At 40.0% G+C, this 16,436-nt stretch carries 16 protein-coding genes; 4 read left to right on the top strand and 12 right to left on the bottom strand.

Annotated elements, in window-relative coordinates:
* Positions 1-18: 18 nt before the first annotated feature.
* Complete coding sequence (locus tag ACRD69_RS03100; RefSeq protein ID WP_430813601.1) at positions 19-966, bottom strand: hydrogen peroxide-inducible genes activator; 948 nt, start codon at positions 964-966, stop codon at positions 19-21.
* A 119-nt stretch (positions 967-1,085) separates the two neighbouring features.
* Here ACRD69_RS03100 and ACRD69_RS03095 point away from each other — a divergent pair, with 119 nt between their 5' ends.
* Positions 1,086-1,565: a Dps family protein gene (locus ACRD69_RS03095; RefSeq protein ID WP_430813600.1), complete on the top strand. Its 480-nt coding sequence runs from the start codon at positions 1,086-1,088 to the stop codon at positions 1,563-1,565.
* Between the two features lie 81 nt (positions 1,566-1,646).
* Here the strand turns inward: ACRD69_RS03095 and ACRD69_RS03090 are convergent, their stop codons facing one another.
* Positions 1,647-2,861: a BaiN/RdsA family NAD(P)/FAD-dependent oxidoreductase gene (locus tag ACRD69_RS03090; RefSeq protein ID WP_430813599.1), complete on the bottom strand. Its 1,215-nt coding sequence runs from the start codon at positions 2,859-2,861 to the stop codon at positions 1,647-1,649.
* 255 nt (positions 2,862-3,116) lie between these two features.
* Between ACRD69_RS03090 and ACRD69_RS03085 the strand changes: the two genes are divergently transcribed.
* Entirely contained in the window at positions 3,117-4,775 is a 1,659-nt protein-coding gene (locus tag ACRD69_RS03085; protein ID WP_430813598.1) for a uridine kinase family protein, read from the top strand.
* A gap of 158 nt (positions 4,776-4,933) precedes the next feature.
* Here ACRD69_RS03085 and ACRD69_RS03080 read toward each other — a convergent pair whose 3' ends face one another.
* The 3 genes from ACRD69_RS03080 to ACRD69_RS03070 all read right to left on the bottom strand — a co-directional run bounded on the left by ACRD69_RS03080 (position 4,934) and on the right by ACRD69_RS03070 (position 7,729).
* Positions 4,934-5,803 carry a nuclear transport factor 2 family protein gene (locus ACRD69_RS03080; RefSeq protein WP_430813597.1) on the bottom strand — a complete coding sequence of 290 codons (870 nt, stop codon included), beginning with the start codon at positions 5,801-5,803 and terminating at the stop codon, positions 4,934-4,936.
* Positions 5,804-5,905: 102 nt separating this feature from the next.
* Entirely contained in the window at positions 5,906-6,769 is an 864-nt protein-coding gene (locus ACRD69_RS03075) for an AraC family transcriptional regulator (RefSeq protein ID WP_430813596.1), read from the bottom strand.
* 105 nt (positions 6,770-6,874) lie between these two features.
* The gene (locus ACRD69_RS03070; RefSeq protein ID WP_430813595.1) at positions 6,875-7,729 is read right to left on the bottom strand and encodes an SDR family oxidoreductase; all 855 of its coding nucleotides are present in this window, start codon (positions 7,727-7,729) and stop codon (positions 6,875-6,877) included.
* A 161-nt stretch (positions 7,730-7,890) separates the two neighbouring features.
* On the opposite strand from ACRD69_RS03070, the gene ACRD69_RS03065 reads away from it, so the two are divergent.
* On the top strand, positions 7,891-8,283 hold the full coding sequence (locus ACRD69_RS03065) for a winged helix-turn-helix transcriptional regulator (RefSeq protein ID WP_430813594.1): 393 nt from the start codon (positions 7,891-7,893) through the stop codon (positions 8,281-8,283).
* A gap of 62 nt (positions 8,284-8,345) precedes the next feature.
* Here ACRD69_RS03065 and ACRD69_RS03060 read toward each other — a convergent pair whose 3' ends face one another.
* The 7 genes from ACRD69_RS03060 to ACRD69_RS03030 all read right to left on the bottom strand — a co-directional run bounded on the left by ACRD69_RS03060 (position 8,346) and on the right by ACRD69_RS03030 (position 14,745).
* Complete coding sequence (locus ACRD69_RS03060) at positions 8,346-9,830, bottom strand: alpha-L-fucosidase (protein ID WP_430813593.1); 1,485 nt, start codon at positions 9,828-9,830, stop codon at positions 8,346-8,348.
* Positions 9,831-10,043: 213 nt separating this feature from the next.
* Positions 10,044-10,907 (bottom strand): SDR family oxidoreductase, encoded by an 864-nt coding sequence (locus ACRD69_RS03055; RefSeq protein ID WP_430813592.1) that lies wholly within the window; start codon positions 10,905-10,907, stop codon positions 10,044-10,046.
* 108 nt (positions 10,908-11,015) lie between these two features.
* Positions 11,016-11,519 (bottom strand): cupin domain-containing protein, encoded by a 504-nt coding sequence (locus ACRD69_RS03050; RefSeq protein ID WP_430813591.1) that lies wholly within the window; start codon positions 11,517-11,519, stop codon positions 11,016-11,018.
* An 18-nt stretch (positions 11,520-11,537) separates the two neighbouring features.
* On the bottom strand, positions 11,538-12,035 hold the full coding sequence (locus ACRD69_RS03045; RefSeq protein WP_430813590.1) for a hypothetical protein: 498 nt from the start codon (positions 12,033-12,035) through the stop codon (positions 11,538-11,540).
* A 151-nt stretch (positions 12,036-12,186) separates the two neighbouring features.
* Positions 12,187-13,167 (bottom strand): carboxypeptidase-like regulatory domain-containing protein, encoded by a 981-nt coding sequence (locus ACRD69_RS03040; protein ID WP_430813589.1) that lies wholly within the window; start codon positions 13,165-13,167, stop codon positions 12,187-12,189.
* Positions 13,168-13,195: 28 nt separating this feature from the next.
* The gene (locus tag ACRD69_RS03035) at positions 13,196-13,915 is read right to left on the bottom strand and encodes a DNA alkylation repair protein (protein ID WP_430813588.1); all 720 of its coding nucleotides are present in this window, start codon (positions 13,913-13,915) and stop codon (positions 13,196-13,198) included.
* Between the two features lie 314 nt (positions 13,916-14,229).
* Entirely contained in the window at positions 14,230-14,745 is a 516-nt protein-coding gene (locus ACRD69_RS03030; RefSeq protein ID WP_430813587.1) for a helix-turn-helix domain-containing protein, read from the bottom strand.
* 793 nt (positions 14,746-15,538) lie between these two features.
* Here ACRD69_RS03030 and ACRD69_RS03025 point away from each other — a divergent pair.
* Entirely contained in the window at positions 15,539-16,276 is a 738-nt protein-coding gene (locus ACRD69_RS03025) for a polyprenol monophosphomannose synthase (RefSeq protein ID WP_430813586.1), read from the top strand.
* Positions 16,277-16,436 lie beyond the last annotated feature (160 nt).

The raw sequence follows: 16,436 nt of genomic DNA, 5'->3' as shown, positions 1-16,436 counted from the left end.
ATTTAACTACATTATATCTCACTTCCACTCAACCACATGACCTCGTTCTTTGAGTAACATATCTTCCGGCACCGAGACTTTTACAGAATCAGATAAACGCTCCAGTAACAAACGCTTGTAAAAAGCACGTGAATACACCAAACTAACCTCGCGCAATGGAACCGGAGAGTCAAATTCCTTAACCTGCTTATGCAGATCAAAGGCCAGCTCTTCAGTAGCCAAACCGGGTAATAAGGTATATCCGCCCTCTGTATCAACCATTTTACGTATCGTATCAAGGGAACCACTCTCAAAATGCAGCGGCGATTCTGCACTCACGTCAGCCTGCAACTGGCATACATTTAATACCTGTGAGCGAAAGCAATGCCCCTCATCAAGTAGCCACAAGCCGGCAGGCGTAAGCATATCAACCGTTAAATTCTCAACCTTGTTCAATGAATGTTCGGGATGAACATAGAGTAGCACATCTTCATAAAACAATGGCTGTTCAATGATATCATTCTCTTCTAAAGGAGTTACCAATATGGCAGCATCCAGCAAATCCTGCTTCAGGGCTTTGACCAGTTCCTCGGTTATCATTTCCTTAAATGAAATATTCACCAATGGATTATGCTTTTTAAAATGTCCCACAAACAATGGCAACAGATAGGGAGCCAGTGAAGGAATGATACCAACCATCAGGTTACCCTCTATCCGTCCCGATTCTTCGCGCACTATTTCTTCAAGGCGATTGTATTCATTGATAACAACCCTGGCCTGATCAATGATTTTTTGCCCGACGGGGGTTGTTAAAATGGGTTGTTTAGTTCTGTCAAAAATCACAATATCCAATTGCTCCTCAGCTTTTTTTATTTGCATACTGAGGGTGGGCTGTGTTACAAAGCATTTTTCTGCAGCAATGGTAAATTGCTTATAATTATCGACCGCAACCAGGTATTCAAGCTGCTGTAAATTCAGTCCAAGCATCTGTTAATCAATTATTATAAATATTACTGATGCAATATATAAAAATTATCTATTTGATTGATATTGCCACGGTAGATATATTTGTATCAGAAAATTAAAACAAATAAAAACAGAATATTATGAAGACAATAAACGAACTTCTGGGACTAAAAAAACAAGAGAGCGAACAATTAATTAACGACTTAAATGGGCTATTGGCCAACTACCAGTTATTCTATCAGAATTTAAGAGGTTTTCACTGGAATGTTAAAGGTGAAAAATTCTTTGAATTACACCTCAAGTTTGAGGAACTGTATAATGACGCGGTGGTGAAAATAGATGAGATTGCCGAACGTATTTTAACTTTAGGCGGGACACCGATGCATGCCTTTGCCGACTACCTGGATACGGCTGAAATAACAACGGCTAAAAATGTAAGCAACGGTCAGGAGTGCATGGAACTGACCTTGGAAAATATGGCAAGCCTGGTAAAGCTTGAAAAAGCCATGTTACCATTGGCACAGGAAGCAGAAGATGAAGGTACTATCACCCTATTGACCGATTACATCAGCCAACAGGAAAAAACCATCTGGATGCTGCACTCATGGTTGACGAAATAATGATTTAATTTTATCTGTCAAAAGGAGCTTTCGTTTATGTTAGCTCCTTTTTTGCGCAAATATGGATTCCTGCCTGTCGTATTACTTTAATTGCCCTGCCACATAAGCGGTAGACCAGGCCGCCTGCAGGTTATACCCACCTGTAATGGCGTCAATATCAAGCACCTCTCCGGCAAAATAGAGGTTCTTGCAAACCTTACTTTCCATGGTACTTATCTGTATACTCTTAAGGCTTACACCTCCACAAGTGACAAATTCCTCCCTAAACCTCGAACTACCCTTAACTGTGTATTCATCATTGATCAAAATATTAGTGAGTTTATTCAAACCCTTTTTTCCGAGTTCACCCCACTTTTTACGGCTTGACAAGTCACACTTTTCCAACAAGAAAAGCCATAGACGCTCCGACAGGCCATAAGGCTTAACATTAGCCAACACCTTGTTGGGAGACTGCCTGACAATGGATTGCAAGGTATTAAGCACATTATCACTTCGTTGTTCATTACACCAGTTGACCTGAAACTTAAAATTATAATTCATGTCATTGATCAGGCGTGCTCCAAAAGCTGATAACTTAAGAATGGCTGGTCCGCTCATCCCCCAATGTGTAATCAACAATGGCCCTTCGGCTTTAAGCTTGGTGCCTTGTATAGCAACCATGGCTTTTTCAACCACTACCCCCATCAGCTTTGTCACTTTCTCATTGGGCATGTTGAAAGTAAATAATGAAGGTACAGGCTGTTCAATCTTATGCCCAAGTGATTTTAACCATTCCAGACCGGCAGCCCTGGGTGAACCACCGGTAGTAACAATAACCTTATTAAAATACTCCGCCTTGTGGGTATCATTCACAAAGTTCAACTCAAAACCATTGGAACATTCTTTAATTGAACTAACACCGGCTTGGGTCTTTATCTTCACTCCCAGACGTTGGCACTCTTTTAAAAAGCAATCAATGATGCTTTGAGAATCCTGCGATACAGGAAACACGCAATTATCATCCTGGATAACCAAAGGGACTCCTCGTGACTTAAACCACTTCATGGTATCTGATGTGCTAAAGACATGGAACACCTTCTTCAGACTGCGTCCGCCCCTGGGATAGGCCTCACACAACTCAGGTATGGATGTACATCCATTGGTGACATTGCAACGCCCTCCTCCCGAAACCTTGACTTTAGACAAGACTCTTCGCGACCTCTCAAATATTATGACATCAGCATCAGGATAATTCTCCTTAGCTGCTATAGCTGAAAAGAAACCAGCTGCTCCACCTCCTATAACTCCTATTCTCATATTCTGTTTTACGGGCATCATCCTTGAGATGATTATCCTTTCCTTAATATTTGCAAACTACAATGCAAAAATAAGGATTTATCGCATGCTGACAGGGCACTTCTCTCTGGCAATTGACACAATCTCTAAACTGAAATGCACTCCTGCTTGCAGAAAGCCAATTATTCCATACATCATTTCAGCCGATTTGAACATTTAATTCAATATATCTTCATTAAAAGTTATATTTTTATTAGCCAATAAATAATACATACAATGAAGACCGTACATATAAAATGCCTCAATAATGGAAAAACCATCTGCTACAATGTTGGTACATCATTAAAGGATATTGCAAAAGACATGAACATCAAGCTTAAAACACCTCTTCTTGGTGCTTATGTCAACAATAAACTGCGTGAATTATCATATGAAATCTATCATCCAAAAAACATTGAATTCATTGATATTACCCGACCTGACGGTATGCGCATGTATATTCGCAGTTTATCATTGGTTTTATACAAAGCTGTTAATGAGATCTACCCCATGGCACAACTTCGGATAGAACATTCGGTGTCAAAAGGCACCTATTGCTCGGTGGAAGGCGAAGAGCTGGACATTGATGATGTGATGAAGATACGTGATCGCATGGAGGAGATAATTAAATCTGATACGCCTTTTATTCACCGACAGGAGGAATCGGAAGATGTGGTGAAACGTTTCGAACAGCAAAATCAGACGGATAAAACGGCCCTTATCCGCCATCGCGGACAATTGTACACATCCTATCATCAGCTTGAGAAACACATCGGTTTATACTATGGACACCTTGTTCCATCTACCGGTTATTTAAAAGTATTTGATCTTATCAAGTACTACAAAGGCATGTTGCTGCAAATACCCAAGCGCACACATCCCAATGAGTTGGAAGAAATTGTTGTTCAGAATAAGATGTTCGATATTTTCCAGGAATTCGCTGAATGGAATCGCGTTTTAAACGTACGTAACCTGGCTGATATAAATGATTCCTGCTCCAATGGCAAAGCCGAAACACTAATAAAGATCTCGGAGGCGCTTCATGAGAAGAAAATCGGACATATTGCCGATATGATCGATGAGCGCAAGAAGTCAGTTAAACTGGTTCTTATAAGTGGCCCCTCATCCAGCGGCAAAACCACCTTTGGCAAGCGACTGGCTATTCAACTGATGGTTGCCGGTATGAAACCGCTTAACCTTTCACTTGATAATTATTTTGTGAACCGTGAAAATACGCCACTCGATGAAAACGGAGATTATGACTTTGAAGCATTAAATGCATTGGATGTCGAACTTTTTAACGATCAGTTACTGGGACTACTGGCCGGCAAGGAAGTTGAAATACCCAAATTCAATTTTGAAACAGGCCAACGATACTACGACGGTGAGAAGCTGCATATGAATGAGGATAATATTCTGATAGTGGAAGGCATTCATGGTCTAAACCCGCAGTTAACACACCTTATTCCTGACCAGTCAAAATTCAAGATCTACGTTTCTGCTCTGACCTCGGTTAACATTGATAACCAGAACCTGATCCATACAACAGACAATCGCTTGATTCGTCGAATTGTACGTGACTATAAATACCGCAAATATTCAGCGCAGGATACCATTTCGCGTTGGCCAAGTGTCAGAAGAGGCGAAGATTCACACATCTTCCCATACCAGGAAGAAGCTGATGTAATGTTTAACACAGCCCTGTTGTATGAGTTGTCGGTTCTAAAACAGCAGGCTGAGCCTATATTGCTTGAGGTGCAACCTAACCAGGCCGAATATGCCGAAGCACGACGCCTATTGAATTTCTTTAGTTATTTCAGACCAATACAACCAAGTGAAATACCTCCTACATCAATTATAAGGGAGTTTTTAGGAGGCAGTAGTTTTAGTTATTAGAATATAATTATAAAAAAATGTGACTCTTTAAAATCCAGGTGTCACGCAAAGACCACAAAGTATATTATATGATTCTATACTTTGTGGTCTTTAAACACTTTATCTTCTGCATTCTTTGCACCAAATAAGTGTTATTACAAAACAGTTTTCTTCCATAATTAGAAATTAAACTTCCCGTTCGAATTCATCGCTTCAGCATCAGGAATAATCTTTTCAATTGTATCCCAGTGCTCTACTATCTTCCCGTCTTCAATTCTGAAAATATCATAGAAAGCCACTTTCTCTTTCATAAAAATGCCTTCCGAAACACTTAAGACAAAGTTACCTTCACCAAAAACAGCGTGATTTTTCTCGTATACCATTGGCATTCCTGCCTCAGCCAAAGCTGTCAAAGCTTCACCTAATCCTGACAATCCATCTTTAACTCCCGGGTTATGCTGATGATACTTTTCAGTAGAAATGTAATCGCTTATTTTATCAGGATCAGCTCCAAAAAACACATCTTTCAACAGATTTTTCACCAAGGTCTTGTTCTCTTCTGTCTTTTCCTTATCAAGCACTTCCGTTGGTCCGTCGATCTGTGTCCTTCCCGAGGCTGTTTCCTCAACCTTTTCCTGCAGATTGTCCCAGTGTTCTGCAATCAACCCATTTTCAAAACGAAAAATGTCAATTCCTATTTTAGGGCCGAAAAAGTTATAATCGGTATGGGCAATAACAAAGTCGCCATCTTCAAATACACGAACTGTGTTAACTTTAGGAGCCATGGCCGGATCATTGGCTGCAAGCTCTGCCAATGCACCAAGTGCCGCCCCAAAACCAGCTAAACCGTCACCGACAGCCTGGTTGTGCTGAATATATTTGTTCGCATTAATATAGGCAACAGGTTCCTGAGCTCCGGTTTCAATACTTTTAAGTAGTTCTATGACCTTTTGTTTGTTTGATTTTTCCATGTTTTCATCTCCATTACCGGCCTCGCATGAAATAAGCATAGCCATTGTTAATACTGTTAGTAGGTAAATTTTTAGCATCGTTAATAAGTTTAAATATTACAATGCAAAGATGGCGTGAAACAGCAGGCGCATAAAGGTCAGTTTACGCCTTTAAATGGTAGATTTCTCCCCGACAGTGGTTCAGTAGCTCTCTCTGAATTCAGCAGGTGTTACCCGTGCATGTTTTCTAAAGAATTTTATAAAATTACTTGGTTCCTCATAGCCCAACTCATAAGCAATTTCTTTAACTGCCATTGAACTATGTACCAACAAGCGCTTTGACTCAAGAATAACTCTTTCATCAATAATTTGCTTTGGTGTTTTATCCAATAGATTAGTTGTGGCTTTATGCAATTGTTTATCAGAGATACCCATCCCTGAAGCATACTTATTCACAGAACGTTCTTTCCTGAAGTTCTCCTCGAGTAGATCTTTAAACTGTACAAGATAGTCAAGTTGAATGCTGGGTTTTAATTCTTCGAAACCCTGTTGACGTATTTCCCGTTCTGACTGTAGTAGGAATATATGAAGCAGATTATGAAGAATACCATATTGCATATCGTCTTGTTCTCGCATGAATTCTGACTCCATGGCATTGAGTAACACCTTAAGTTCAGAATAAGCGGGGTTTAATTTCAATCGTGCCACTCCATATAAATCACTATAAAGTAAAGACGAACGCAGGTATTGAGCATCCTGCTGATTTTTGCAAAAGAAACCGTCGGTAAAAATAATTGATTTACCCTGGTAGATTCCATCCTGATCGAAACGATTGACCGAATTAGCCGCCACAAAAACGACACTATCATCTTCAATACGAACAGGATTAAAATCAATATAATGGGTACCGATCCCTTTTTCTATCCAGAGTATATGATAGAATTGGGGCCGGTGCGGCACAACCATCATCGAACGCTTGTCATTGAATGTTTGACTCAGGTCTAAAATCTCAAACTCAAGTGGCAAGCCATCTTTAAACGGATATTTTTTGATCGGTTCTTTCATCTGCCATAAAAGTAATAAACTGAGGTCGGAATTATAATGCCTGATTTAGATTTATAAATGAGTTTGCATTTACGCTTTATAAATGCAAACTCTTTTTTTGATGGATTAATTAATTACTGTCAAAGCCTCTGCAATAGCATCTTTTAGTGATGTTGTCGGACGACCTGTAAGATGAGAAAGTTGTTGACCATTATCAAATAGGTCGCCTTTTTCCGTTGAAACATGAGAACCTGCCAGGAACTGTGCGAATGGTTCAGGTAATCCTGCTTCAAGAAGCGCTTTTTCGTAATCCTGCACCGGCAAATTCACATAGGGAATCTCTTTTCCTGTCTGTTTTGACAATTCGGCAGCAAAGTCGCTTAAAGTGTAGGCCTCATCGCCTGCCAGCTCATAGGTTTTATTGGCATGCCCGTCTGTTGTTAAAACTTTGACTGCGGCCTCAGCAAAGTCAGTTCGCGTTGCAGATGAGATTAACCCATTACCAGAACTACCATAAAGTGCTCCGGTTTTTAGAACGTCGGCAATTGATGCGGTATAGTTTTCTGTATACCAGCCATTACGCAGTAAAGTATACGATATCCCTGAAGCCTTGATCATTTTCTCTGTTTCAAGATGCTCTCCGGCCAGAGAAATACTTGTATTATCAGTTCTTAATAAACTGGTATAAACAATATACCCAATACCTGCCTGCTTTGCGGCACTGATAACATTGTTATGCTGTTCAGCGCGCTTGCCAATTTCATTGCCTGATATAAGCAGCAGCCTGTCAATACCTTCCAGCGCACTTAACATGTTCTCCGGCTCATTAAAATCAAATGCCCTTGCTTCTATACCTAAATCACTGGCTTTAGAAGGTGTACGCACCAATGCAACAATGTTTTCTGCCGGTACTTCTCCTTTTAACTTTTCAATGACCTTTTGGCCAAGTTGACCTGTGGCCCCTGTTATTCCTACTTTCATTATTTCTGGTTTTAATTAATATCTTTTCAACAATTGATTACCAATAGTATTATACTTACTTTTGGTAAGTCAAAGATATTAAGTAACTGAAATACAATCAAGAACGCACAAAGAAGTCAGATAGTTACTTAAAAGTTAGCAATGTTCTTTATCAGGTAGTTATGAAGCAAAAATTATTTGAGAAATACAATAATCCGGAAAATTGCCCTGTCAGAAATATAATTGACAGGATTGGAGATAAATGGTCGGTACTGATTCTGATGTTATTGGAAGAAGAATCTGTTTTACGATTTAATGAGATTCACAAATACATAGGTACCATCTCGCAAAAAATGCTGACCGTTACATTAAAGTCGCTTGAAGCCGATGGACTTGTTAAGCGAACTGTTTATCCTCAAATACCTCCTAAAGTAGAGTATCAGTTAACTGAAAGGGGAATGTCCCTGTTACCACATCTTCATCAACTGGCCACCTGGGCCAATACGCATATGCATGAAATAATGGTATCCAGAGGTGATTATGAGCAACAGCTATTGATTTTGTCTCAAAAATAGAAAAAGCTTCCCTGCTCATTTAGTCATGATGCCGGGAAGCTTTAAATTCTTCAGATCAATTATTAGTCTTTCAATTTGGACACCTTAATGGTCCATACATGATCACAAGGTGGTTTATTTAGTATCGATTCCGGAATCATCACCCTAAAACCCTCACCCTCTTTTTTCCACTTTAGAGGTTTGGAGTAGCCCAGTAGCTCGACAGTCGCGCCTTTAGCAGGTTGATGCGAGTTAACGGTAATAACTGCGGGCATATCAGTTTCTTCTTTCTCACACATATAGAAAAAGTACGTTTCTCCACTTTCCTGCTGTGTCATACAAATATTATTCTCCTTGTAAGGAGCAAGGGTTTTACTTTTATAAATGCCTTCACTGTTTATCGCCATCCAGTCGGCATATTCGCTCAGCAGATCATAAGCTCCCTGTTGCCACTCCCCTTCAGGTGTGGGCGCAATATTCAATAGTAGGTTTCCTCCTTTGGCTACAATATCAACCAACATCTGCACGCCTTCTCTCCCACTCATGTACTTGGCATTTTTGGTATGCGACCAGCCTCCACCTGAAATAATACACGACTCCCATGGATAAGGCAATTCTTTTTCAGGCACCCTGTTTTCAGGCGTTAAATAATTTTGATTGATACCATGCACTGCCCGGTCAACAACGATTAATCCGGGTTGCTTTTCTCTCATTTTTTCTACAACCTCATCAATTTTAATATCCTGATTGACTATACGGTGCTTTATGTAGCCATTATCACTGTTCTTAAGCTGTACATCATACCAACTGGTAATTTCATTTTTAGGGGTTTTGGCCACCCAGCCACCGTCAAGCCACATAATGTCAATTTTGCCGTAGTCAGACACCAATTCTAACATTTGATTGTGTGTAAAGTCTATAAACTCCTGCCACTTTTCAGGATTGGCTTCCGGCTCATAATTCACATTTCTGTCACGGGGTGGATATTTGGGGTCCCAGTAACTCTCGACATGCCAATCGGGCTTTGAAAAGTATGCCCCTGCCCAAAGTCCCTGATCCCTGAATGCAGAAAAAATCTCTTTTGCAATATTACTCTTTGCATTTGATGAAAACGGACAATCGGGTGATGTGATTTTATAATCGGTATACTTTGAGTCAAACATGCAGAATCCATCATGATGTTTAGTAGTAAAAATAACATATTTCATCCCTGCATTTCGTGCTGCTTCGGCCCACTTTTGAGGGTTAAATTCAGTGGGATTAAATGTATTAATCAGCCCTTCATACTCAGCTTTGTAGGCATTGTAATTACCAGGATTACTTCCCGCTTTTCGTTCACACCAGCCATATTCCTCAGGAGAAAGCGACCACGATTCAACAATACCCCATTGGCTATAGGTGCCCCAATGCATCAGTAGCCCAAACTTAATATCCTGCCATTCAGACAACTTCTCCAATACCAATGGATCAGTTTCAGGTACATAGCGCTCATCTTCATAGACGGCTTGTGAGAAACATAAGGAATGAATGCCCAAAAGCAGCAGGACGGATAGTAGTGTGTTTTTCATTGAAATGTATTTTTAATATTTTCCGGTATGAAAGTTAACAATTCCAATGCCCCCGATATATTTTGAATGAAACGGATTAGAGTACTAATGTTCTCTTTTCTTTCCTGTTGTTCATGAACATAAAGATGCTGTGTTTGTCTTCCTGCCCAAAGAAAAATCCCATTATTTCAAGAAGAAATAATGGGACATATAAACAATAGTATAAGGTATGTATTACCGCAACATATCTTTCATTCCAAAAGCCGTTAAAAAGCCGGCGTATTGCTCAGCAACCTGACTGTTGGCTTTCTCAATAAATTCACCGGTCATGGCATCAACAACTGTACGCAGTGGTCTTTGTCCTTTGGGGGTATCAATTAATTTCAGAACAGCATCGGGAACCATTTGCGGATCAGGTTTCATACTTTCAAACATTTGCCCCATACCCGCGCCAATTTGTTCAGGCACTTTAGCCAGGTCACCATAACCTTCGACAACTGATTGATCAGAGCCGGAAGCCGTTTTGCCAAATATCTCGGTAGGAAAAGCACCGGGCTGTATCAACACCACGTCAACACCCAGGGGGCGCACTTCGTAATGCAAGCCTTCGGTAAGACCCTCAACTGCGAACTTGGTTCCGTTGTAAACTGTCATAAACGGTGCAGAGAAGCGTCCAAGACCACTGGAGATATTAATGATCAGTCCTTCGCCTTGTTGGCGCATTTGAGCAAGGCTGGCTTTTGTAACACGCCACAAACCTTTGACATTAACATCAAACATTTTCTCAATATCATCGGCAGTATAGGACTCGGCTAATCCGCCACCATAAAACCCGGCATTATTAACCACCACATCCAGCTGACCTTCTTTGGCGATCACGTCGGCAACCACCTTGTTGACACCATTGCCATCGGTTACATCGAGCTCCATCACATTCACATTGTCAACAGCTGCCAGCTCTTTAGCCCGCCCGGCATTGCGCCCATTCACATCTCTTATGGTGGCATAAACAGTGTAGCCTTTGGCTGCTGCACTTTTCGCTGTTAAATATCCAAATCCACTGTTTGTTCCGGTAATCAACACAACTTTCTTTCCCATTTTTTTAGTATTTGTGGTTTAAACTTTATTCTAAAGCAAAACATCAAATACAATTGATTAGTTCAAAATCAACAGGATAGAAATATAAATGGACAATTAAATGAGCTCTCACTCATGGGTCAGCTTGGTAATAACATCTTCCAGTTCGGGATATAATGCCACCAGCTCCTTACGAGGCCTCAGGTCAAAATCATCAAAACTAAAACCAGGTGACACGGTGCACCCAACCAGGGACCAGGCATCTTTATCAACCACTTCTGCGGCAAACCAACACCCTCCTGTTACCACAAACTGTGGTATTTCTCCCTCTGAAATATGGCGACCGATCATATGATGTGAATAATAGCCTTCGGGAGTAATGACATGAAGCTTAATGGGCGAACCGTCATAGAAATGCCAGATCTCATCCTGTTTGATCCGGTGAAAAGCCGAGAAGTTACCTGAAGTCAATAGAAAGTAGATACATGTTGAATAATTTCTATTGCCTTTATATTCATCATTTAAACTGTCTTCCTGTATTTCACCTACACTTCTGTAGGTTTCTTTAAAATAGCCTCCTTCAGGGTGTGGACTCAAATCCAGGGCTTTTATAATTGCGTCAACTTTATTCATCGTTATAATATCTCTTTCCTATTTGGCTACTGCTGGTAATATATTTTCCCTCTTTAGTAATCCATCTTTACTTGTTATATACAGGTAATAGTCGGCCAATCCCAGTTCAATATTAACATCAATCTTTAACTCTACAAATTCCAGGTTTTCAGCATCGGTTTTGAGCTGATACCTCATTGTCTTAATTAATCCCTTATCAAGCACCTGGAATAAACTAAAGCTTGAAATTTTCCCTATTGTCATCGGAATGTAGCCATATGCCTCCCGGTAGATTTGTGTGTTATGCATAATACGCCCATGAACCAGTGGGGTCATATAATCTTTATCCAGCAAATACCTTGCTCCGTCTTTATGATTAATCGATTTCAGAATATCCCTGACAATTATACTTCCGCGGCTTTTCAATTTTGAATCCAGTGACTCAATTGGTATTTTTTGGTACTCAGCGGGCCTGCAGGCTCCGAGCAGCAGCAAGCTTGCTATAAGCATTATCAGGTAGTTTCTTCTTGCCATCATCACAGTTAACAATTTCTTTTCTGTCCCGAATATAAGCTTATCATTTCAAAATCCATTAACCTGATTTCGTTAAAAATTAAAGAGTTCTGTTATTCTTAAATAATTGATTTACAATATGGATTTTTGAAGCATAATGAGCTTCTGAAACAGGTTATTGTTCGTCTTGATATTCATAAGGTAACCAGTCTGCCACACGCTGTAATGCCATGCGTCCACTCCATTTAATACCGGGATTAAAGAAACCCGTTTCATCGAAATAGACAGGCGCAGCTATAAACTCTATGATACTCCTGCTGCCCCCATATTGGATAAGCAAGCGCCCCGGATAATTGAAATATCTATTGTGATTTTCGTCCATTTTCAAAACTTCTTCACTGGTAAGAAAGACGTTTTGTTCATTTCTGATCTTAAATAATGAAGCTTCTAATTCTTCGGCCCAGAGAACGCGAAAAAAGTGCATGCGAGAGCCCTTATATGCATCTTCTCTTCGCAGCTGATAGGTTTCTATATCATTAGCTCCTAAAGACAAATCTTCTTCAAACTTAAGGTTACCGGCAAAAAAAGTGGCTTGCTCTTTTTTATAGTATTCAAACGTATCAAGATAATACACAACCCTATAGCCCAATGCACAATTCTCAATGACAATTGGTTTCAGGGCATATGCCTTTATTGTATCCTTGTCGCTATTGTAATTAAAAGTAACATCCTCCTCATTAACTATTTTACAATGCTCTGCATTATACCCTGTACCCAGGAATTCATTCCTGAACAGCCTCAGGTATCGTCGCCTTTTTCTTTCAAGTGATTTTGCTTCCACAGTGGCACCTGACAATTGGTATGTTTTGGGCTGCAGACGAATAAGCAATGAACCGCTTTGCTCATCCAACTCAAGAGTTTGCGAATAATATCCTATAGCACTGACGGTTACAGGCCTGACATTGCCTTCGTATCGCTTTAATTCAAAATAGCCTTTCTCATCACTCGATGTTCCTGCAAATGTTCCGTTATAATAAACAGTAGCAAAGCATATGGGAGCATTGTTTGATTGATCCAGTACAAAGCCGGATACCACCTGACTAAATGATAAAAGCTGAATGCTTAGAAGAGCAAAAATAAAAAGTAGGGTTTTCATATTGGGTTATGGTTTGAAGTATTGCAGTTTATTTCTTTGTCTTCCTAAACTTTTTACGATACTCCTTATCCATCTTTTCAGTGGCATATTGCACGATTAACCTGCCACATTCATCTTTCCATTTTAACAGAAAGGCTTCAACAGGTTCCGGTTGTTTCTTCCACAGAGTGCGTAATAAAGTACCAATGCCTTTCTGCACGTATTCCGATTGATCAGGCATCAAAGCTTCAACCGCTGTACAGGCTATCTCCGCATCCAGATCATTCCTGCACAACTCAACCAGGCTTACAGGAACTACACGCCTTTGCCATTCCGATGGGGCACTATTCCATGTGCTTAACTCATCAATTGTTATGACTTTATCGTTTAATAAGGCTGACATCACCAGCATACAAAGTACGTCGGTTGTTGCCCAGTTATCTATGCCATAATCGAACCAATTGCCAATCCGATTAAAGGTATCTTTGTTATAATGCTCCCGTTGTGCCCGAAGCAAAGCTATGATAAATGATTTTTCTTCATATCGTCCCTGCTTAAAAACCAAATCTCCAAGCTCAAGCAGTTTATCAAGTGACATTTCATCCTTCCACTGTGTAATCCACTCGTCTCTTTGTTTCTCAAACACTTTCTGTTCGATACCATATCCATCAAAGCCTTCTTTGAAATAACGCTCATACTTTTTCACTATTTCAGGACTGGCATTCGCTTCGCAAAACGTTCTTATTTCACTGAACTTGTCGTTAATCATTTTATGGGATGTTTGGTTTCTAAATATGTAATAAAAATACTGAAATAAATGAATGAATAAATAAAAATGGATTGATAGTTGATTTGAAGCAACTTAGAGGGAGAAAAGAGAGATGAGATCCCGATGGCTATCCTGGCGGAGGAGAGAAAAAGCCTGATGATTCTAAATCGAAAAAAAAAGACATAAGAACTGTAGCCGGTTCGACTTTGGGGGAGTGCACAAGAGGCTGAAAAACCATAGGGCTTCATATTGTAACCCGACAGGCGCTTCAGACCTGTCAGGTTCTTTCTTCATAGCTACCCTTCAAGCCATCCTTACTCACTAACAACTGCTTTATCAGCCATAGCATGGAGTGCCCTGAATATGGCAAACAATGCATTGCCCAGCAAAACTCCAACCAGGGGCATGATGATATGCACTTTCCAATACACCCACAGGCAAGCAAGCATAACGCCCAATACCATTAATTGTATACTCATCACAACTCTGTATTGCTGTGCCATGCCGCTAACGGTATTCTTTTTATGTTTCCAGATGAGGATAGCCGGAAAGACAAGTGGTACTATACTACTGAGGTGCAGCATTGCCAACCAGTGCGTGTCATTGCTTTTCGTCACTTCTTTGTTCTCCTCCGGTTCTTCATTGATAAACAAGTCATATTCCACATCAAGTGCTTTGGCTATCATTTGAAGGGTGTATGCCTGCGGATCTACTTCGCCATTTTCAATACGTTGAATGGTACGTGTACTTACTTCTGTTTTATCGGCCAGCTCTTCCTGAGTCATGCCTTTTTTAGTTCGAAGTTCTTTAATCAGTTTTCCGGTTTCCATTTTCTTTTTTTATTCAAAGGTCACTCTGAATCAGGCAACTTTACAACTACAAAAACACGACATTAACACGACATTTGCAAGAAAGGTGGTATTTAAAGAGTTGTGTAATAGCTTTGCACATGAATTTAGTATGTCATTAACCATATTAAAACATTTGTTGGGAGTACCTCATACTTCACTTAGTGCAAATCCTGCCTGAGTTATTAAAAGCCATTCTTTTTTTTCGGTATTTATTGCACTCAGCTCTGTACCATCTCCGAATCTGCTTCGGTAATTGTTCGGAAGCTCTTCGGTAATTGTTCGGTAATTGTTCGGCTACGCGCGTAGCCGAACAATTACCGAACAATTACCGAAGAAGGCACAAATCGGGACCGATTATGGTCCGAAAAAGGCTAAAAAAGGCTTTAATCATGTAATTTTTAAGCGTTTTCTGTGCAAAAGCCTGTTTTTTCTAACGTTTCATGGTTAATGTTCTTAGCTCAACTCGCAACAAAAACACCCTATTCAACTCACTATCTACCACTTAACATTTTTCTCAAATTACAATGCATGCATTGTAATTGACCACAGCATTTGGATCTTGTATGTTTGTTGAAAATGAAAAGTTCAATCACTCAAATACTCTAGCTATGGTATTCACAACAAAAACAGAACACAGCGCGGTAAGAACTCAATTAATGCCTTGGCACTGCATGAGCAAGAAGCCCATTGCAAAAAACTCTTCTAACAAAATTCTTACTACCTTTAGCGTTTATTAAAATTATGTATCGCAATACCGTTTGAGCAAGCACATATGGAGAACACACGCAACCTGGTTATTATACCCACCTATAACGAAAAGGAAAATATTGAAGCCATCATCAATGCGGTTTTTGATTTACCCCGCCGCTTTGAGATATTAATCATTGATGATAACTCGCCCGATGGCACTGCCAATATCGTAAAAAGCCTGATGGAAAAGCATTCTGAGCAGCTTCATATTCTGGAACGCGAAGGCAAACTAGGCTTGGGTACCGCTTACATTACAGGTTTCAATTGGGCTGTTGAGAACGGTTACGACTATATTTTTGAGATGGATGCCGACTTCTCACATCCTCCCAAAGACCTTATCAACCTGCACGATGCCTGCTTAAAGGGAGCTGATCTGGCAATTGGCTCACGCTATATATCAGGTGTTAATGTTGTTAACTGGCCTATGGGTCGTGTATTAATGTCGTATTTTGCATCGGTATATGTGCGATTCATCACCGGCATGAAGATCATGGACACCACTGCCGGCTTTAAATGCTACAGCCGAAAAGTACTGGAAACCATCGACCTGGATAATATTAAACTTAAAGGCTATTCGTTTCAGATAGAGATGAAATTTACTACCTGGAAATTTGGTTTCAACATTGTTGAAGTACCAATCATCTTTACCGACCGTACACAAGGAACCTCAAAAATGAGTGGCGGGATTTTTAATGAGGCTGTTTGGGGAGTTATTAAAATGAAAGTTGCAAGTTGGTTTAAGAAATACGAGAGAATGTGAGAATGATTGATTGGAGACGTTAATAAGTTGAATTGATAAACTTTAATTAATCGTTCATAAATCCATATCGTTGGACTTTAAGACTGATAATTCAGAACTTTACTATTCTGTACAACCAAACGTAATAAAGCCTGTTATTAATTAACAAAGGTCAGAGACC

The sequence above is a fragment of the Carboxylicivirga agarovorans genome (assembly GCF_050589845.1).
In the GTDB taxonomy this organism is placed as follows: Bacteria; Bacteroidota; Bacteroidia; order Bacteroidales; family Marinilabiliaceae; genus Carboxylicivirga; species Carboxylicivirga agarovorans.
This window is presented reverse-complemented; position numbering and strand designations above follow the sequence as displayed.